This is a genomic window from Sanguibacter gelidistatuariae, from assembly GCF_900096585.1.
GTDB classification, from domain to species: domain Bacteria; phylum Actinomycetota; class Actinomycetes; order Actinomycetales; family Cellulomonadaceae; genus Sanguibacter; species Sanguibacter gelidistatuariae.
Map to the genome: position 1 here is coordinate 38,206 of NZ_FMYH01000008.1, position 18,211 is coordinate 56,416.

15 protein-coding genes are annotated in these 18,211 nt (G+C 69.4%); 5 read left to right on the forward strand and 10 right to left on the reverse strand.

Going from position 1 to position 18,211, the window contains the following annotated elements; translation table 11 throughout:
• Window positions 1-5 precede the first annotated feature (5 nt).
• Window positions 6-440, forward strand: a complete 435-nt coding sequence (locus BLQ50_RS15560) for a hypothetical protein (protein WP_245701308.1) — start codon at window positions 6-8, stop codon at window positions 438-440.
• Window positions 441-452: 12 nt separating this feature from the next.
• Here the strand turns inward: BLQ50_RS15560 and BLQ50_RS15565 are convergent, their stop codons facing one another.
• Together BLQ50_RS15565 and BLQ50_RS15570 are read right to left on the reverse strand one after the other, a co-directional pair.
• Window positions 453-1,256: an alpha/beta fold hydrolase gene (locus tag BLQ50_RS15565; RefSeq protein ID WP_093185636.1), complete on the reverse strand. Its 804-nt coding sequence runs from the start codon at window positions 1,254-1,256 to the stop codon at window positions 453-455.
• Window positions 1,257-1,321: 65 nt separating this feature from the next.
• The gene (locus BLQ50_RS15570) at window positions 1,322-1,609 is read right to left on the reverse strand and encodes a hypothetical protein (protein WP_093185638.1); all 288 of its coding nucleotides are present in this window, start codon (window positions 1,607-1,609) and stop codon (window positions 1,322-1,324) included.
• A gap of 198 nt (window positions 1,610-1,807) precedes the next feature.
• On the opposite strand from BLQ50_RS15570, the gene BLQ50_RS15575 reads away from it, so the two are divergent.
• From BLQ50_RS15575 to BLQ50_RS15585, 3 genes are all read left to right on the forward strand, one after another.
• Complete coding sequence (locus tag BLQ50_RS15575) at window positions 1,808-2,767, forward strand: FKBP-type peptidyl-prolyl cis-trans isomerase (protein ID WP_093185641.1); 960 nt, start codon at window positions 1,808-1,810, stop codon at window positions 2,765-2,767.
• A 58-nt stretch (window positions 2,768-2,825) separates the two neighbouring features.
• Complete coding sequence (locus BLQ50_RS15580; protein WP_093185644.1) at window positions 2,826-3,773, forward strand: FKBP-type peptidyl-prolyl cis-trans isomerase; 948 nt, start codon at window positions 2,826-2,828, stop codon at window positions 3,771-3,773.
• 207 nt (window positions 3,774-3,980) lie between these two features.
• Window positions 3,981-4,478 (forward strand): phosphoribosyltransferase, encoded by a 498-nt coding sequence (locus tag BLQ50_RS15585; protein WP_093185931.1) that lies wholly within the window; start codon window positions 3,981-3,983, stop codon window positions 4,476-4,478.
• On the opposite strand, the gene BLQ50_RS15590 is transcribed toward BLQ50_RS15585, so the two are convergent.
• The 6 genes from BLQ50_RS15590 to BLQ50_RS15615 form a co-directional block, all read right to left on the reverse strand.
• The gene (locus BLQ50_RS15590) at window positions 4,417-5,637 is read right to left on the reverse strand and encodes a WxL protein peptidoglycan domain-containing protein (RefSeq protein WP_093185647.1); all 1,221 of its coding nucleotides are present in this window, start codon (window positions 5,635-5,637) and stop codon (window positions 4,417-4,419) included. The genes BLQ50_RS15585 and BLQ50_RS15590 overlap by 62 nt on opposite strands.
• Window positions 5,638-5,758: 121 nt before the next feature.
• Window positions 5,759-8,329: an RICIN domain-containing protein gene (locus BLQ50_RS15595; protein ID WP_093185649.1), complete on the reverse strand. Its 2,571-nt coding sequence runs from the start codon at window positions 8,327-8,329 to the stop codon at window positions 5,759-5,761.
• A 216-nt stretch (window positions 8,330-8,545) separates the two neighbouring features.
• Window positions 8,546-10,927 carry a beta-xylosidase/alpha-l-arabinosidase gene (locus tag BLQ50_RS15600; protein ID WP_093185651.1) on the reverse strand — a complete coding sequence of 794 codons (2,382 nt, stop codon included), beginning with the start codon at window positions 10,925-10,927 and terminating at the stop codon, window positions 8,546-8,548.
• Between the two features lie 26 nt (window positions 10,928-10,953).
• The gene (locus BLQ50_RS15605) at window positions 10,954-11,781 is read right to left on the reverse strand and encodes a carbohydrate ABC transporter permease (protein ID WP_093185653.1); all 828 of its coding nucleotides are present in this window, start codon (window positions 11,779-11,781) and stop codon (window positions 10,954-10,956) included.
• A 2-nt stretch (window positions 11,782-11,783) separates the two neighbouring features.
• A complete protein-coding gene (locus BLQ50_RS15610; protein WP_093185656.1) occupies window positions 11,784-12,725 on the reverse strand; it encodes a carbohydrate ABC transporter permease in 942 nt (313 codons plus the stop codon).
• Window positions 12,725-14,032: an extracellular solute-binding protein gene (locus BLQ50_RS15615; RefSeq protein WP_093185659.1), complete on the reverse strand. Its 1,308-nt coding sequence runs from the start codon at window positions 14,030-14,032 to the stop codon at window positions 12,725-12,727. The genes BLQ50_RS15610 and BLQ50_RS15615 overlap by 1 nt, the downstream gene beginning before the upstream one ends.
• Before the next feature lie 297 nt (window positions 14,033-14,329).
• Between BLQ50_RS15615 and BLQ50_RS15620 the strand changes: the two genes are divergently transcribed.
• Window positions 14,330-15,406, forward strand: a complete 1,077-nt coding sequence (locus BLQ50_RS15620) for a LacI family DNA-binding transcriptional regulator (protein ID WP_093185661.1) — start codon at window positions 14,330-14,332, stop codon at window positions 15,404-15,406.
• Window positions 15,407-15,573: 167 nt separating this feature from the next.
• Here BLQ50_RS15620 and BLQ50_RS15625 read toward each other — a convergent pair whose 3' ends face one another.
• Window positions 15,574-15,849 (reverse strand): YHS domain-containing protein, encoded by a 276-nt coding sequence (locus tag BLQ50_RS15625; protein WP_093185663.1) that lies wholly within the window; start codon window positions 15,847-15,849, stop codon window positions 15,574-15,576.
• 49 nt (window positions 15,850-15,898) lie between these two features.
• Entirely contained in the window at window positions 15,899-18,169 is a 2,271-nt protein-coding gene (locus BLQ50_RS15630; RefSeq protein WP_093185665.1) for a heavy metal translocating P-type ATPase, read from the reverse strand.
• Between the last annotated feature and the right edge of the window lie 42 nt (window positions 18,170-18,211).

An 18,211-nucleotide genomic window follows, 5' to 3' on the forward strand; every position in this document is an offset into this window, starting at 1 on the left:
TCAACGTGTCCGAGACCAGCCCCGACCCCTCGTGGCGCGAGAAGGCGTCCTTGAACGCCGCACACCAGCGCGCTGAGCTCGAGCGCAAGCGCCAGGTGCAGTCCGACCAGGCGCGGGCGATGATCGCGACATTCGTCCGCGCGGCGGTGGCCGCCGACGTACCGACCCGCCGCTTCATCGCCCACAGCTACGGCGGCGGGGCGACCTACCGGACCTCGGTCCACGGCTGGTACCTGCGCAAGAACGAGAGCGTCGGGGTCGGGACCGACGGGGAGTTCTACGTCCTCGCCGTGCAGGGCTCGCTCATGGCGCGCCTGCGCGGCGCCGAGCTCACCCCGAGCGACCCGCCGCTCGTGCTCGGCCAGGGCGCCCGGGACGGGGAGTCCATCGACCTGAGCGAGGCTCTCGACCGGGCGCTCCACCCCGAACGCCCGGTCTGACCTCAATTCCGCTCAGTACGTCGGCGGCACCCGGTGGACCAGGTCCGTCAGCGCCCGAGCCACGTCAACCGGGCACTCGATCGCGCTCATGTGCCCGGCTCCGGGGACGACCACGAAACCCGGCTCGCTGAGCGCCGCCACCATGTGCTCGGCGGCGGCCACGGGGGTGAGCGTGTCCTCCTCCCCCACCACGACCGTGGCCGGTCCGGCGAAGGACCGCAGCACGGCCGTCCGGTCCCCGCGCGCTGCCATGGCCCGCTGCGACCAGGCGACCCCGGCCGGCGACTGCTCCCCGATCCACCCGTCGAGCCGATCGACCAGCTCGGCGCGTGCAACCCTGCTGGTCTCACCGAGCAGGCTCGAGCGCATGCCTCGCACTGCATCGACCGTCCCGGCCCGCTCGACCTCCCCGGCCACCCGCAGCCGGTTCGCCCGCGCAGCGTCGTCGTCCGCGGTCGATTTCGTGTCCACGAGGGCGAGCCCCGCGACCAGCTCGGGGTGGCGCTCGGCGAGGGCGAGGGCGACGTAGCCGCCCATCGACAGGCCGGCGACGACTGCGGAGGTGATCCCGGCGTCGTGCAGGGAATGCGCGACGGCGGCCGCGGCGGCCTCGATCGAAGGCTCGGGGAACCCGCCGAGCGTGGCCTTCCCCAGGCCCGGAAGGTCGGCCGCGAGGACGGTGAGATCGCTCGGGAGCTCGCGGGCGACGTCGTCCCACATGCGGTGGTCGAGCGGGAACCCGTGCAGCAGGACCAGCGCCGGTGCGGTGGGTCCCGCGTCGCGGTAGGTGAACAGGGGGACGCGGGGAGCGGTCATCGCGGGAACCTCTTTCGGTGGTACGGGTCCGGGCGACGCTGCCCAGTGGGGTCGGTCAGTGTCTGTCATGGGGTGCCCCAGCAGCGGGAATGCCAATGACGCCGGTCGGCGAGTGCCGCCTGGGCGCCGAAGAGGGAGTCGTTGGCCCAGGCGACGACGTGCGGGGTCCCGGCCGCGATCTCCTGGTTGCAGCCGGGGCAGCGGTAGGCCTTGTCGCCCGCGCGTACGCTCTGGACGGTCCACTCCTCGCCGCGGCGCTCCTCGGTCCGCCGGCCCCCGGTCGCCCGGTCCATGTCGAGCGGGCGGTACTCCTCGGAGTAGGGACGGCGCGAGGAACGGCGTGAAGACGGCATGGCACCATCCTCCCAGCAATCACCCCGTGCGTGCCCCCGGTCCGCCCCCGGGCGTGTGGCCACCGTGCCCCCTGGTGAGGGGGCAGTGAGGGACTCGTGAGGGGGCAGGCGTCACAGGGTGCTTTCAGCATTCGACGCTACAGTTGCCTGGCTTGCGGCGTAGGCCGCACGAATCGACCACCGAAGGACTGACTCGTCTTGAAGAACCGCACAGTGCGCGGGATCACCGCGCTCACGCTCGGAGCTGCGCTCCTCCTGTCCGCCTGCGGGAACTCCGACGACACGGCGACCCCGACGCCGAGTGCGTCAGAATCCACGGCTCCCGCGCCCACCGCGGCCGACATCGCGGCACTGGACGCCGTCGTCGTGGCCGGAGATCCCGGGACCAAGCCCACGCTGACGATCGCGGCTCCGTTCACCACGAGCACCGAGGTATCCCGTCTCGCGTCAGAGGGCACCGGCGACGAGATCCTCGAGGGCAACCTCGTCGGCCTCCAGCTCGTCGCCTACACCGGGTCCGACGGCGTGGAGATGCAGTCCAGCTGGGAAGACCCCGTGTTCGAGGCCGCGCTCGACGGAACCGACCTTCCGGTGGCGCTGACCGAGGCCCTCGTCGGACAGAAGGTCGGCGCGCGCGTGCTCTTCGCCCAGCCGCAGACCAACCAGACCGACGGGACGACCCAGACGGTCGTCTTCGCGGTCGACGCGCTCTCCACCCGCCCGGTGCCCACGCGCGCCGAGGGCGAGGCCGTCACGCCTCCTGCCGACCTGCCGACCGTCACGCTCGACGACACCGGCAAGCCGAGCATCTCCATCCCCGAGGGCTACGTCGCACCGACCGAGCTCGTCGCGCAGCCGCTCATCAAGGGAACCGGCGCCGTGGTCGAGTCCGGCCAGTCCATCCAGGTCCAGTACACCGGTTGGAAGCTCTCCGACGGCACCGAGTTCGACTCCTCCTGGGAGGGCACGCCGTTGGTCACCCTGATCGGAACCGGCAAGGTCATCGCTGGCTGGGACCAGGGCCTCGTCGGCCAGACCGTCGGCAGCCAGGTGCTGCTCGTCATCCCGAAGGCGCTCGCCTACGGCACCGAAGGCTCCACGAGCGACCTGGCGACCGAAGACCTCGTCTTCGTCGTGGACATCCTGCGCGCGGCATAGCACCAGCCCTGCTCGTCGCGCGGATGCGCGGAACCAACCACCAAAGGACCGATTCGTCTTGAAGAACCGCACCGTACGCGCGATCACCGCCCTCACGCTCGGAGGAGCGCTCTTGCTCTCCGCATGCGGGGCTGACGCACAGGACAGCGACGCGACGCCCAGCGCCTCGGAGTCGTCGACGATCGCTCCCCCGACCGCTGCGGACATCGCCGCGCTCGCGGCGGTCACCTGGTCCGGCGAGGCCGGGGAGAAGCCCACGATCGGCTTCACCCCACCCTTCGCGGTCACAGCCGACGTGTCCCGGGTGTTCGCCGAGGGCACCGGTGACGCGACCGGCGTGGACGGCATCGTGTGGGTCCGGGCAGTGATGATCAACGGGACCACCGGCGAGGAGGCCCCCGCGGCCGCGTCCTCGTGGGATGCACCTCAGATGATTGACCTCAGCACGGCTCCCGAGGGCCATGCCCTGCTCGCAGTGCTCAAGGACAAGAAGGTCGGCACGCAGGCCCTGTACGCAGCCCCGCTGCCGCAGGACGACGGCACCTCGATCACGGCCCTGACCGCGCTCGAGATCATCGCCACACCGCCAGCCATCTCACTCAGCGAGGGCATGCCGACGGCCACCTTCGACGAGTCGGGTGCCCCGTCCATCACCGTCCAGCCCGGGTTCTCCGGGCCGGCCGACCTCATCACCCAGGTCCTCTCCGAGGGCGACGGCCCGGTCGTCGAGGCCGGCCAGTCGGTCACCGTGAATTACAGCGGGTGGCTCCAGTCCACGGGCGAGAAGTTCGACTCCTCCTGGGACCGGGGCACGACGTTCGACGTCTCGCCGGTCGGATCCGCGGCGGTCATCGATGGCTGGAACCAGGGCTTGGTCGGTCAGAAGGTCGGCAGCAAGGTCATGCTGGTCATCCCGCCAGAGCTCGGTTATGGCGCACAGGGCAAGGACCCTATCCCCGGTGACGCGACCCTCGTCTTCGTCGTGGAGATCATCGCCGCGAAGTAGTCCACAACCGCTCGACGCAGGAGCCCGACCCAAGCGGTCGTGCTCGCCCGAGGCCCGCTCACCGACTCCGGTGAGCGGGCCTCGGGTCGTTTCGGCGGGTATCACGGCTCGCGACGGGCTGGAACACCCGTCCGGACAGCCGGCGCAGGACCGTCGGATCCGCAACCGGGCCGCGCGTAGGGTTAGCAAGTGACCGAGACTGCGCAGATGGTGCCCACAGAACGTGAAGTCCTCACCTGGGAGACGTTTGGCCTCGCCTCCCGCGAGCTCGCCGAGCAGGTCGTGGCGAGCGGGTTCCTGCCCGAGGTGGTCGTCGCCATCGCCCGCGGCGGCCTGCTGCCCGGCGGCGCCGTCGCCTACGCGCTGGGGACCAAGGGCGTCGGCACGCTCAACGTCGAGTTCTACACCGACATCGGCCAGACCCTGAAGGACCCGCGGGTCCTCCCCCCGCTCATGGACACCTCCGAGCTCCCCGGCGCCCGCGTCCTCGTGGTCGACGACGTGGCCGACTCCGGCCGCACCCTCGCCCTGGTCATGAGCATGCTCGCGGACAAGGGCGTCCAGGCCCGCTCCGCGGTCCTCTACACGAAGCCCGCCTCGATCGTCGTGCCCGACTACTCCTGGAAGACCACCGACCGGTGGATCACATTCCCCTGGTCAGCCCAGCCCCCGGTCGACGGCGCGCTGCCGGCCGCTCCGGAGTAGGCGTCCGGCCGAAGGTCCCGGGTCCGATCGGATCCACGGGGTTCCGCAGAGGGCTCGCCACGTTGCTGTCCAGGCCTGACAGCGGTTCCTCGCCCGGCCGGGCACTGCTCGCGCGTGCCGCGGCGACCTCGGCGTGCAGGCTCCGCCAGCGACGACGCCGCTGGCGGAGGATGAGCATCGTGCCCGCCACAACGAGGGCCGCGAGCACGAGCACGACCCACGGGACAGCGATGGCGCTCGTCCGCTCAGTGAGGGCGGTCAGCCCCCGTCCGTCGCCAGTCAGGTCGATCGGCTCCACTGTCAGCGCCGTGCGCAACGCAAGCACGGCCGGAAGCCCGTCGACGACGATCTCTCGGCTCACGGAGCTTCCGGGAAGGAGCTCCTCAAGGTCGCTGGTGACGGCGTCGGCCAGGACGGCACCCCACAAGGCGGTCACCTCGGCTTCCTCCTCGACCCCCAGGCGGACGTTGCCGGTGTTCTGGACCGAGTACGCGAGACGCAGGGTCCCGGTGAGCAGATCGGGAGAGAGCTCGAAGGACGAGCTGAGGTCCTGGACGGACAGCCGGGGTAGTCGCTCGCCGGCGACGCTCAGGTAGACCCGCACGGCGATCCGTGTCTCGAGGAGCACGGGCTGCCCGTGCTCGTCCGTGACCTGAGACGTGTACGTCGTCACGATGCCTCCGGTGTGATCCCCCGGAGCTGCGTCCACCGGCACAGAGATCAGCACCGGGACGTCTGCCCGCGACCGGGCCGGGATCGTGATCTCCGCCACCGGTAGCTGCACCCAGGAGCCCACGGCTTGCGGCCTCTCGTCCGTAGGACGCAGGCCGAACACGCCGGAGTCGGAGCTCGTGAACGCGTCGGCTCCGGATACTCGCAGCGTCAGCTCGGCCTCGGAGGTGTTGGTGATGCTGATCGCGTCCTCGACCGACTCCCCTGGGTTCACGCCGTGGATGAGATAGGAGCGTGCATCCGCGCCCCCCTGGGGGCCGGCCGGTTGGACGAGCCAGCTGACACCAGACGGGCCCGGATCAGCACTGTCCCCCGGCGCCGCGGACGCAGCGAGCACCGGGCAGAACCCGAGGACTAGACAGGTCGCGATCAGCGCTGCGGCGAGCCGGCGTGACGTGTGAGCGCAGAACAGGTACATGGGATCCATGTCTTCGAGGGTCGGGAGGCAGGCCGGCGGTCAGCCGCCTCAAGATGGTGGCCCGCTTCCTGTGCCGACCGGCATTCTGTGGCCGGTCGGCACAGCAGTCACGGGCCGGTCGGCACAGCAGTCACGCCAACGTGATCGTGATGGTCGCGACGTAGGTCCCGCTCGAGGTCGTCGTCGGCAGCTCGGCCCTCAGCCCGGCGTCGACCTCGGCGGTGCCCCGTCCGCGACCGGCTTCGGCGCGGGCAAGAGTCGCCCCGGCGGTCAGCCCCTCGGCCGGTGCAACCGACGGCCCTGGTGCGACGACCTGGCCCTGCGACGTCGACAGCACGTGAGGTGTCCAACCGATCCCCGCATCAGCGAGGGGAACGCCGCTCGACGCGACGAACGCGGACGCGAGACCCGTGAGCGACCAGCCGAGATCACCAGCCCGGGTGTCGGTAACCCGCACCCGAGGCAGCTGGCCCTCGGCCACCAGTCGGTCGATGCCTGCAGCGAGCTGAGCCGATCCGAGGTCCACGGCATTCTCGGGGACCAGCAGGGACAGTCCCCCCGTCGTCGCATCGACGTCAACGGTCACGGTCACCTCGCCGGTGAGCGCGGGATCCTGCGGCGCCACGAGGGTCAGCGCGTCCCGCATCAACGGCGTCGCATCGAAGAGGACGGCAATCTGGTAGGCCCCTGCGGCGAAGGTGTCAGGTAGGTCGATGTCCGCCTTGCCCATGGCATCGAAGCGAACCGTCCCCAGGCGCACAGGGGTCGCTGAGCTCTCGGCCAGGACGTAGACGGTCCCCCGGTCGTTCGCATGCAGCAGAGCCCCGCCGGGTGTGGTGGCAGACGCCGTATCGACCTGGAGGATCGATCCCGCCGCGGTGGTCTCGGCCGCCACGAGGTCGGTGCTGACCGACCTCGCGGACAGGTCCGCCGTAGTCGGCGCCTGCTGTACGAGATCCCACTCCTGCGACATCGGGTCGGTCACGCTGGCGGGCTGAATCACCACCGCAGCACCGGCGGTCGCACCGGTCGCGTACAGCGACGGACCCTTCACGGACTGCAGTCGGTAGTACCCGTCGCTGGACTCGACAAGCCTCCACTGCTTGTCGCTCGCGCCTTCGTCGTTCCACTGCGCCAGCTTCGATCCCGCCGCAGCGTTCCCCTGCCAGATCGCGATCGCTCGGCCACCTGACTTATTGAGGAGTGAGACGACGCCGTCGCCCTTCGCCATCAGGTGCCAGAGCTGGCTGTCAGGGACGGACGAGCTGCCCGCCGCCTCAAGGACCACGTCAGGAACGTTGCCCGTGAAGTTCGCGTCCTGCGATCTGCCGCCCGTGCCGATCACCTGGCCGGTCTTGCGGTTGACCAGCGAGTAGTACGCCCCCTGGGAGCTGCCGAGATCGACCTCGGTGTGGGTGATGGGAGATCCGCCCCACGTACCGCGCAAGATCACCAGCCGACCCGTCTGGGGCACGTACTGCAAGTTCCGGCTGTAGCCGTTGCCGATCGAGGTCGCGTATCGCAACCACTGCCCGTCGCTGCGGCCCGAGGCGTTGACGTACAGGTCGTTGCCGGAGGAAGAGTTGTTGAAGACGAGGCTCCAGCGGGTCGGATCCGCCGGGTTCGGGACCTTGATGATCACCGGGCTTCCACCGTTGTTGTGGAACGACTTCGACTGCTGCGGCGCGTCCCAGAATCGCAAGGGGCTGTCGCTGACTCGCCAGACGCCGAACTCGGCCGTCAGGATCCACTTGCCGTCCGTGGTGGGCACGACATTCGTCATGCCGGGTCGTCCGGTGAAGCCGACGCCGGCGGCAAAGCGGTCGTAGGCGTCCAGGACAGGGGCGCTCCAGTCCGAGGCGGTCAGTCCGTCCCAGGTCTTGTGCAGGAGAATCTGCCCACCGGTGTCGCCCGGGTTGAGACCAGAGGCGGGAGCGCTTCCCGTGAGGTTGTCGGGGCGTTCGGTCAGGACACCCGTGTTGGGGTCGAAGCTCTCCCAGTCGTTCTCGTCGGTGTAGTAGGCCACGAGCTGCCCGCCGTAGGCCAGGAGGTAGGGCTCCCACACCGGATCCTGCTGGTGGTAGGTGTTGCCCGAGGCAAACTTGCGCCCGTAGTCCGCGGACCAGCCACCCGTCCCGATGATGTTGACGAGGTCCCACGTCGCGCCGTCGTCGACGCTGGAGTAGAGCGCGATGGCCAGATCCTGGCGATCACCGTCTGCGGTCGGGACCCAGGACGGGTCTGCCGACTTCTGGTCTCGGTAGTACCCGTCGTCCCCGGAGACGAGCGTCGCCATGAGCAGCGTGCCCTTCGCCAGGTCTCCGATGGTCTCGGGCAAGACGTACAGGTAGGGATTGGTCCAGTTGCTCGTGTACTTGGCGTACTCCGGGTCGTCCGACGACATGGCCGGTGGCTGCACGTCGGCCAGCTTCTGCCACGTGGTGCCGAAGTCGTCGCTCCGGTAGACAGGGACGCCCTGTCCGACCGGGTCTCCGATGCTCCGCTCGAAGGTGGCCACGAGGCGCCCGCTCTCGAGCTGGGCGGACTTGGGGTAGAGCACCGCGTTGCCCTTGTTCACCTGGGCGAGTTCGGCGGCGGTGGCCGCGTAGACGGTGCCCACGCTCGGGTGGTACTCGTAGTCGGTCGCTGTCTCGTCCGCAGCGAGGTCGTCTGCTGCGAGCGCAGGGGCCGTAGGGGCCATACCCAGTCCTAGGGCGACCGTAGCTGTGACCGTGGCGGCCAGCGCCGTCCTCCACGTAGATCTCATCAGTCTGTACCTTTCTTTCAGTTCTTCGTTGAACCGATCTCGGTCTGTCTCTGACGTGGCGCGACCAGCGCGCCACCACCCGGCCCACCGCAGCACCGACCGATCTCTCGATGTCGCAACAGCGGGCCAGGGAGGGTGAGGAGCACGGGCTCAGCCGCGGACGCCTGCCTCCGCGCGCACGAGCACCGGGGTCACCAGGACCGGGGAGTCGACCCGGCGCACGGGCCCGACGAGCTGGACGCTCGCGGCGAGCGGCAGGTCCTCGCTCGAGTGCCCGACGGCAAGGACGACCTCCCCTGGCTCCACGATGCGGGCCAGGTCGATCCCGGTGAAGGCCGTGCGGTCCGCGTGCACCGCGAAGTCGACGACCGCGCTCTCCCCTGCGTCCAGCTCGACGCGCGCGAAGCCGATGAGGGTGCGCACCGGGCGCACGATCGAGGCGACCGGGTCTGACAGGTAGAGCTGCACCACGTCCGCTCCGGACCGGTCCCCGACGTTGGTCACCCGGACCGACACGTGCACGGTCCCGTCCGTAGCGATCTCCTGGCTCGAGACCCTGATGTCCTCGTAGTCGAACTCGGTGTAGGAGAGCCCGTACCCGAAGGGGAACAGCGGCCTCGGGTCGAGGTTGGAGATCCCGTCGCTGTGCTGCCCCAGCGGTGGGGCCAGGTAGGTGTAGGGCTGTCCTCCGGGTGAGCGCGGGATCCCGACCGGCAGGTGCCCGCTAGGGTTGACGTCCCCCGTGAGCACCCCCGCGACGGCCCGGCCGCCCTCCTCGCCCGGCATGAAGGCCTGCACGAGCGCGGCGCACCGGTCGGCGTAGGCCCCGAGGGCGTAAGGCCGGCCGGTCACCGCCACCAGGACGACCGGGGTGCCCGTCGCCAGGACCGCTTCGACGAGGTCATCCTGCAGACCGGGCAGCCGCAGGTCCTCGACGTCGCAGCCCTCACCTGAGGTACCTCGCCCGAACAGTGCCGCGAGATCACCGACCGCGAGGACGACCAGCTCCGCGTCCTCGGCCGCCCGGACGGCGGCGGCGATCCCGCTGCTGTCCCGGTCCAGCACGGGGACGCCACGTTCGTACCGCAGCTCTGCCAGCGGCAGCGCCTCCCGGAGGCCGTCGAGCAGCGAGGGCACGGGCACCCCGAGGTCGTCGGCGCTGTGGTGGACCATCACGTGGTTGGGGAAGGAGTAGCAGCCCAGGAACGACCGTGACTGGTCGGCGGTCGGCCCGATCACGGCAACTCTCGCCGTGCTCGACCGGTCCAGAGGGAGGATGCCGCAGTTGGCGAGGAGCACCACCGACTCGTCGGCCACCCGCCGGGCGAGGGCGCGATTGCCCGGCGGGTCCAGGTCGATGCTCGACCCGTCACCGGTCGCGGCAGGAACCACCTGCCAGTCCGGGTCGAGCAGCCCGAGCCCGACCTTCTGGGTGAGCACCCGCAGCACCGAGCGGTCGACGAGCGACTCGTCGACCTCGCCCGACGCGACCAAGGACTCCAGACGCGCATAGGCGTCCGCGTCGGGCAGCTCCACGTCGACGCCGGCCCGCAGCGCGACAGCGCCCGAGGCCGCCCGGTCGGGGGACACCCGGTGCTGGAGGTCGAGGAAGGCGATCGCCCAGTAGTCCGAGACGACCGTCCCCTCGAATCCCCAGCGGTCGCGAAGGATCGTGGTGAGCAGCTCGGGGGACGCGGCCGCCGGCAGCCCGTCGATGTCGGAGTAGGAGTTCATCACCGAACCAGCCCCGCCGTCGCGGACGGCCATCTCGAACGGGGCGAGAATCACGTCGGTGAACTCCCGAGGCCCGATCGAGACCGGGGCGTGGTTGCGACCCGCCTTGGACGCCGGGTACCCGGCAAAGTGCTTGAGGGTGGCCACCACGCCGGCCGACTGCAGGCCACGGACATAAGCAGTCCCGAGGGTGCCGACGAGGTAGGGGTCTTCTCCGATCGTCTCCTCGACGCGTCCCCATCGGTAGTCCCGGACCACGTCGAGCAACGGGGAGAGCCCCTGGTGGATGCCGACCGCCCGCATGTCTGAACCGATGGCGTGCGCCATCTCCTCGATGAGCTCGGGATCAAATGTCGCGCCCCAGGCGATCGCGGCCGGGTAGACAGTCGCGCCGTAGGCGGTGAACCCGGTCAGGCATTCCTCGTGCGCGAGCGCAGGGATAGCGAAGGATGAGCCGCTCGTCGCCTGTGCCTGAGCCGCACGCAGCGCGGCGACGCCGGCGGTGGGGCTCACCGGCGCGGTCCCGAACACCCTGGTCAGCTGTCCCAGGCCGTGCGCGGTGGCGTCCGCGAAGCTGCGGCGTGCCTGGTCGAAGGCGTGCTGCATCGGCGCGACATCGCCGCCGGACGCCACAGGCTCGTCGACCACGTCGGAGGAAGGTTCCGTCTCGGGGCGGTCCCAGAAGCCGCCGAGCTGGGCGATCTTCTCGCTCAGGCTCATCGCATCGAGCAGTGCCTGGGCCCGTGCCTCGGCCGGCTGGGAGACGTCGCGCCAGAGTGCGACGGCGTGCTGCTTCATGGTGCTCCTCGGAGGCTGGTGGGACATCATTTGCCGAATCCTGCGGTCAGCCCGGACACGAGCTGTCGACGGCCGAGGATGTACGCGGCGAGGATCGGCACGACCGACAGGACGACGGCGGCCAGGACCGCGGGGACGTTCATGGTGAACTCGCCCTGATAGGACCACAGGGAGAGCGGGACGACCCGCGTGCTCGCGCTCTGCGTCAGGACCAGGGGGAACAGGAAGCCGTTCCAGACCGTCAGTCCGTTGTAGACGCCGACCGTGACGATGGCGGGCTTGGACAGCGGGAGGGCGAGGCTCCACAGGGTGCGCAGCTCGCCGGCGCCGTCCACCGTCATCGACTCGAACAGCTCCTTCGGGACGTCCCGGAGGAAGTTCGTGAGGATCAGCACAGACAGCGGGATCGCGAAGGCGATCGAGGGCAGGATGAGCGCCCAGAGGGTGTCGTACAGCCCGAGCTTGATGATGAGGTAGTAGACCGGCACGATCGTGGCCTGGATGGGGATCGCGATTCCTAGCAGGAACACCTGGAAGATCCGGCGGGCGCGTGCGCTGGCTGATCGGACCACGACGTAGGCGGCCGTGAGCGCGACCGCCAGGATGGCGACGACGGACACGACCGTCACGAACAGCGAGTTTCCGAAGTAGCGCAGGAAGTCATTCTCCAAGACCTGCCGGTACGCGTCCAGGGTCGGGTGCGCCGGGAACGACAGGGGGTTCTCGGCGTAGTAGTCCGAGCGGGGCCGGAAGCTGGTGACGACGATGTAGTAGATCGGCACGATGATGACGGCCAGCCACAGCCAGCCGCCCGTTCCCGCCAGGACGTTGGGGCGTGAGGTGGTGCGGGACATGATCAGGAACCCTCCATCTGGCTGTCCATCTTGTGTGCGCCGGACAGGCGGTTCAGGCCGATGGACACCGCGAGACCCACCGCCACGAGCACGACCGCGACCACGCTCGCCCGGCCCATGTCGTAGCTGCGGAACCCGAGCAGGTACATGTCCAGGGGCAGGATGCGGGTCGCGTTGCCCGGCCCCCCACCCGTCAGTACGAAGATCAGGTCGAAGTACGTCAGCGAGCCGACGATCATCAGCGTCGAGGACGTGATGACGGTGTACTTCAGCTGCGGCAGCGTGATGTGGAGGAACTGCTGCACCGTACCTGCGCCGTCGAGCCGAGCCGCCTCGTACAGGCTGGCCGGGATCTGGCGCACACCGGCCTGGTAGAGCAGCGAGTGGAAGGGCACGAAGCACCAGGCGATGACGAACAGCACGACGGCGAGAGCGAGCTGCGGGTCGCCGAGCCAGTCCTTCGCCAGCCAGTCGATGCCCAGCGCCTGGCCGATGCCGAAGTTCGGGTCGAGGAGCGACTTGAAAGCAATGCCGACCGCGGCCGCCGAGAACAGCAGGGGCAGGAAGAACAGCACGGACAGGACAGCGCGGTAGCGCTGCCGCCCTGCCATGAACACCCCCAGCAGCAGCGCCGTCGGTGCCTGGATCAGCCAGGAGAAGGCCGTCACCTTGATGGTCAGGACGAAGGCATCGCGGGTCACGTCGTCGCCGATCGCGCCCTGCCAGTTGTCCAGCCCAGTCCACGCGGGGGTGCCCAGTCCGTCCCATGACATGAACGACAGGACGACGACTCCTCCGAGCGGCACGAGCGCGAACAGGCCGAACAGCACCAGCGCTGGTGCGGCGAACCAGATCGACACGCCGCCCTTGGTGCGTCTCCGTTGCCGTCCGGCGGCGGCCGGGCGTGCCTCGACGCCCGGCCGCTTCGTGATGGTGAGACTCATCAGCCGAGCGTCGCGTTCATGTTGTCGACGAACGTCTCGGGCGTGATCTGCTTGAGGAAGATCTGGCTCAGGTTGTCCAGCAGCTGTTGAGCCTGGTCGGAAGGCAGCGCCTGGTCCCAGGAGAGCTGGAAGTGCGGGGCGTCGGTGACCATCGAGTACACGAACGACAGGTACTCCGGGCTGTCTGCCGCGGCGATCTTGTCCTCGAGTCCGAGGACGGGAGGAACCGCGCCCACGGCGAGGAACTCGTCGATCGCCTCGTCGGAGTACGTCTCGGCCTTGAGGAAGTCAGTCGCGGTCTTTTGCTCCGCGACCGACGCGCTCGCCGACACCGACCAGAAGTTCGCGGGGTTGCCCACGATGTTCGCAGGGTCTCCCGTGCCGGTCGTCACTGCCGGGAAGTTCGCGAAGCCAAGGGTTCCCGACGTGACGAAGTCGGGGGCGTTGTTGAGGAAGTCCGGGTAGACCCAGCTGCCCTGCAGGACCATCGCGGCCTTGCCGGTGTGCACCAGTGCGGTGTCGGCGCCCGCGTCGGCGGCCACCGAGCCGAAGCTGTCACCGAAGGCGCCGGCGTCGACAAGCTCTTGGATCTTGGTCAGCGCCTCGGCCACCGCCGGGTCGGACCATGCGTCCGGCTCACCGTCGAGGATGCTCTGGAAGACCTCAGTGCCCCCGATGCGGTCGGTCAGGTACTGGATGTACATGAGCTCCGGCCACTTGCTCTGCCCGGCGAGCGCGATCGGGATGATCCCCGCGTCCGAGAGTTTCGCCACCGCGGTCAGCAGCTCGTCGTAGGTCGTCGGGACCGGCACTCCCACCTGGTCGAACAGGTCCTGGTTGTAGTAGAGGATGGCGGGCTGGCTCTGGTTGTTGGGGATGGCGTAGGTCTTGCCGTCGATCTGCCCATTGGCGGCCACCGACGGGATGATGTTCTGGAGCAACGGAGCGACGGCATCGGAGATGTCCGCGACGGCGTCGTTGTCGACGTAGTCGGCCAGGGTTCCACCGGCCCACGAGAAGACGAGGGTGGGCGAGTTGCCCGAGCCGACGGCGGTGCGGATCTTCTCCTTGAAGGCGTCGTTGGCGAACCACTCGGAGGTGAGCTTCGCGTCTGGGTGTGCCTCGTTCCACCGGTCGAACGAGGCACGAAACACCGTCTCGCTCCCGCCGGTGAGCGCCCAGGCGCTCGCCGCGCCGTCCCCGGCCGCGCCAGCCGCGCCGTTGCCGCCGCCGCACGCGGCCGCTGACAGGGCCACCACGCCGGCTGTCAGGACCGCCAAGGACTTTTGCACTGTGCTTCGCATCATTGCCTGCACCTCTTCACATCGTTGTCGAGAGTCGGACGGGCGAGCCAAGATCCGACTTGGAGTCGCCATGCAGATCATGGTTCGCGCTCGATGACGAGGTCAAGAGATTCCAGTGAGATAGAAAATGTTTCGCGATCCCGGGAGCAATGCGGCGCCTCAAATCAGACACAACGCGTCGCCCTGACCTTCTATCGGCGGTCTGATCGCCCCGATCTGCGCGACGTCGGAACGAAAATTGTGTACGTTGGTCCGTGGAATGCAGCACACGTTCTTCTTGCTCGAGGGGCCAGAGAGTCGATGACCAGCACCGCAGCCAGCAGTTCACCTCCCGCCCGCCCTGCCCCGGCGCTCGGAAGCCAACGCGTCACGTTGTCCGCCGTCGCCACGCTGGCCGGCGTCTCGATGGCGACCGTCTCCAAGGTCATCAACGGCCGAACCGGCGTCGGGCCGGACACCCGCGTCCGGGTAGAGGCCGCGATCGACGAGCTCGGGTACGTCAGCCTCGGTGAGCGCCAGAGCTCGCTGCACGCCGCACACGAGATGAGCATCGAGCTCATGGTGGACCCGCGCGACGTGACGAACCCCTATCTGGCCACGTTCCTGGGCGGGGCTATGGAGGCCGCGGCTGAGCTGCGGGTGGCGCTCGTCCTGCGCAGCATCGACTGGACCACCGAACGCAAGCCCGTCGCCTGGGCGCAGGACCTGGCCCGCGCCGGACGGGCCGGCGTGATCGAGGTGACGAACGCCTACTCGGCCGAGCGCGAGCGCGCGCTCGTGCGTGCGGGCATCCCCATGGTGCTAGTCGATCCCATCGACGTTCCTCGAACCTCGACGCCGAGCATCGGCGCGACGAACTGGGCCGGCGCCTACGCCGCGACCGAGCACCTCATCGGGCTCGGCCACGAGCGGATCCGCTATGTCGGCGGCCCGGCGGGCGCCCGGTGCGACATCGTGCGCGCCCATGGTTGGGCGGCTGCGATGAACGAGCACGGCCTCGACGTCGCCGACGTCCCTCGGCACTCGTACACGTTCGAGCACGGCCTCCGGGCTGCGACCGAGATGCTCACCGGGCCAGACCGTCCCACGGCGATCTTCGCCGGGAGCGACGCCTCCGCCACGGGAGTCCTCGAGGCCGCCCGACGGCTCGGCCTCAGCGTGCCGGACTCCCTCAGCGTCGTCGGGTTCGACGACACCCTGCTGTCTCAGATGAGCGCGCCGCCCCTGACGACGGTCCACCAGCCGATCGCGGACATCGGCCGGGCGGCCGTCTCCACCGTCATCCGCCTGGCGCGCGGCGACATGCTGTCCACCAAGCGAGTTGAGCTGTCGACCCATCTCGTCGTCCGAGACTCGACCGCCCCGCCACAGCGGTGACGACCGCGCCGGACATGCCTCTCCCACGACCGAGGTAGCTCGCGATCGCCGGAACATCGGCGATCGCCACGAAATCCGCGACTCGTCCCCAACGCCGACCGCCGCCCCCCCCCCGACGCCAGAGGCGAGGAAGGGCGGCGGCGTGCGGGGGCGGACGGGTGGCGCAGCTATGCCATGGTGGCGGCGTGCCTGGCGGGGTCTGAGTCGAAGGCCGGACCGCAGCCGGGGCAGCAGAAGTAGTACCGCGTTCCCTCGTAGTCGCGGTAGAGGCCGCTCGCTTCGGCGGCCTTCTTGCTGACGGGCCGGCCGACCATGACCGGGCAGGTGGTCATGTCGTCACTGGCGCCGGCGTCGAGCAGGTTCTTGCGTCCGCCCGCCGCTGCTGCGGGAGCAGGTGCGCTGGTGCTGCAACAGCTGGAGGTCGCCTGGGGTTCGTTCGTCATCGTGGTGATTCCCTTCGTCTTCTTCTGTGGGTGGTGTGGGGTGGTCGCGCTACTGCTTGGCGACGCTCTTGAACCCGCGCAGGCGCAGACTGTTGCCGACGACGAAGACGCTGGACAGCGCCATCGCAGCTCCGGCAAGCATGGGGTTGAGCATTCCGAGCGCCGCGACGGGGATGGCCGCGACGTTGTAGGCGAACGCCCAGAACAGGTTGGTCTTGATCGTCGCGAGCGTCTTGCGGGAGAGTCGGATCGCGTCGACCGCGCTACGCAGGTCGCCGCGCACCAGGGTGATGTCAGATGCCTCGATCGCGACGTCGGCGCCGGTACCCATGGCCAGGCCGAGGTCGGCCTGGGCGAGGGCGGGTGCGTCGTTGACGCCGTCGCCGATCATCGCGACGACCTTTCCTTCGCCCTGCAGCCGGGTGACCACGTCGACCTTGTCCTTCGGGAGGACCTCGGCGATGACCTCGTCGATCCCCACCTCGGCGGCGATCCGCCGGGCCACGGCCTCGTTGTCGCCGGTGAGCAGGATCGGGGTCAACCCGAGCGCCTTGAGCCGGGCGATCGCATCGGCGCTGGTCGGCTTGACCGTGTCGGCGACGACAAGGATGCCTCGCGCCCGACCGTCCCAGGCGACAGCGACGACCGTCTTGCCCTCGTCCTCGGCACTCGCCTTCGCGGCGGCAAGGTCAGGGCTCAGATGCAGCGACCACTCGGCCAGCAGCGACTCACGACCCACCAGGACTGCGTGGCCGTCGACGATCCCCTGGACTCCCTTGCCCTCGATGTTCGCGAAGTCCTCGGGTGTCGGCAGTGCTCCGACCTCCTGGGTCGCGCCCTTGGCGATCGCCTGCGCGATCGGGTGCTCCGAGGCGTCCTCCAACGCTCCGGCCAGGCGCAGCAGCTCTGCCCGGTCGGTCCCCGGCTCGACGACCACGTCGACGAGAGTCATCTTGCCGGTGGTGACCGTTCCGGTCTTGTCCAGCACGACCGTGTCGATCGTGCGGGTCGATTCCAGCACCTCTGGACCCTTGATGAGGACGCCCATCTGCGCTCCACGACCGGTGCCGACCAGCAGCGCCGTCGGCGTCGCCAGGCCCAGCGCGCAGGGGCACGCGATGACGAGGACCGCGACCGCGGCGGTGAACGCCGCCGTCACCGGGAACCCCGCACCGAGCCAGCCGCCGAGCGTGGCGAAGGCGATCACGATGACGATCGGCACGAACACACCCGAGATCCTGTCGGCGAGGCGCTGCACCTCGGCCTTCCCCGTCTGAGCGTCCTCGACGAGCCTGGCCATCTGGGCCAGCTGCGTGTCCGACCCGATCCGGGTCGCCCGCACCACGAGCCGACCGCCGGCGTTCGTCGTGGCCCCGGTCACGGTGTCCCCCACGGTGACCTCGACCGGGACTGCTTCCCCGGTCAGCATGGACTCGTCCACAGCGGACGTACCGGCGGCCACGACGCCGTCCGTGGCGATCTTCTCCCCTGGCCGGACGATGAACTCGTCACCGACCTGCAGGTCCTCGACGGGGATCTTCGTCTCGACCCCGCCTCGCAGGACCGACACCTCTTTGGCGCCGAGCTCGAGCAGCGCGCGCAAGGCCGCGCCGGCCTGCTTCTTGGACCGCTTCTCGAAGTACCGGCCGCCGAGGATGAACATCGTCACGCCGGCGCCGACCTCGAGGTAGATGTTCGCCGCACCATCGGAGGGGGCCAACGAGAACTCGAAGGGGTGTGTCATGCCCGGGGTGCCGGCCGTGCCGAAGAACAGCGCGTACAGCGACCAGAGGAACGCGGCGGAGGTCCCCATAGAGATGAGGGTGTCCATCGTCGCGGCGCCGTGCTTGAGGTTCGTCCACGCCGCCTTGTGGAACGGCCACGCCGCCCACACGATGACGGGGGAAGCCAGCGCGAGCGACGCCCACTGCCAGTAGGTGAACTGCAACGCGGGGATCATCGCCATGGCGATGACCGGCACCGTCAGGATGATCGACCCGATCAGCCGATTGCGTAGCGACATTAGCTCAGGGTCCACCTCGTCGGCGTCTCCGGGGATCGCGGCGTCGCTCGTCCTGCGCTTGGGGGCGGGCACCGCAGCGGTGTACCCGGTCTTCTCGACCTCAGCGATCAGCAACGCAGGGTCGTAACCCTCAGGGACGGTGACCTTCGCCTTCTCGGTCGCGTAGTTCACTGTCGCGGTGACGCCGTCGAGCTTGTTCAGCTTCTTCTCGATGCGCATCGCGCAGGAGGCGCAGGTCATCCCGCCGATCTCCAGCTCGACGCCGGTGCCCGTGCTCGCGGGCGCTGATGTGCTCATGTGCTTCTTCCTTCTGATAGCGGTGAGACGGGCAAGACCTGA

Bases quoted from the DNA above. Each gene is read 5' to 3' on its own strand.
- BLQ50_RS15585 (WP_093185931.1), top strand. From the start codon at position 3,981: ATGGTGCCCACAGAACGTGAAGTCCTCACCTGGGAGACGTTTGGCCTC.
- BLQ50_RS15605 (WP_093185653.1), bottom strand. From the start codon at position 11,781: ATGTCCCGCACCACCTCACGCCCCAACGTCCTGGCGGGAACGGGCGGC.
- BLQ50_RS15600 (WP_093185651.1), bottom strand. From the start codon at position 10,927: ATGAAGCAGCACGCCGTCGCACTCTGGCGCGACGTCTCCCAGCCGGCC.
- BLQ50_RS15630 (WP_093185665.1), bottom strand. From the start codon at position 18,169: ATGAGCACATCAGCGCCCGCGAGCACGGGCACCGGCGTCGAGCTGGAG.
- BLQ50_RS15620 (WP_093185661.1), top strand. From the start codon at position 14,330: ATGACCAGCACCGCAGCCAGCAGTTCACCTCCCGCCCGCCCTGCCCCG.
- BLQ50_RS15615 (WP_093185659.1), bottom strand. From the start codon at position 14,032: ATGATGCGAAGCACAGTGCAAAAGTCCTTGGCGGTCCTGACAGCCGGC.
- BLQ50_RS15570 (WP_093185638.1), bottom strand. From the start codon at position 1,609: ATGCCGTCTTCACGCCGTTCCTCGCGCCGTCCCTACTCCGAGGAGTAC.
- BLQ50_RS15595 (WP_093185649.1), bottom strand. From the start codon at position 8,329: ATGGCCCCTACGGCCCCTGCGCTCGCAGCAGACGACCTCGCTGCGGAC.
- BLQ50_RS15610 (WP_093185656.1), bottom strand. From the start codon at position 12,725: ATGAGTCTCACCATCACGAAGCGGCCGGGCGTCGAGGCACGCCCGGCC.
- BLQ50_RS15625 (WP_093185663.1), bottom strand. From the start codon at position 15,849: ATGACGAACGAACCCCAGGCGACCTCCAGCTGTTGCAGCACCAGCGCA.
- BLQ50_RS15565 (WP_093185636.1), bottom strand. From the start codon at position 1,256: ATGACCGCTCCCCGCGTCCCCCTGTTCACCTACCGCGACGCGGGACCC.
- BLQ50_RS15590 (WP_093185647.1), bottom strand. From the start codon at position 5,637: ATGGATCCCATGTACCTGTTCTGCGCTCACACGTCACGCCGGCTCGCC.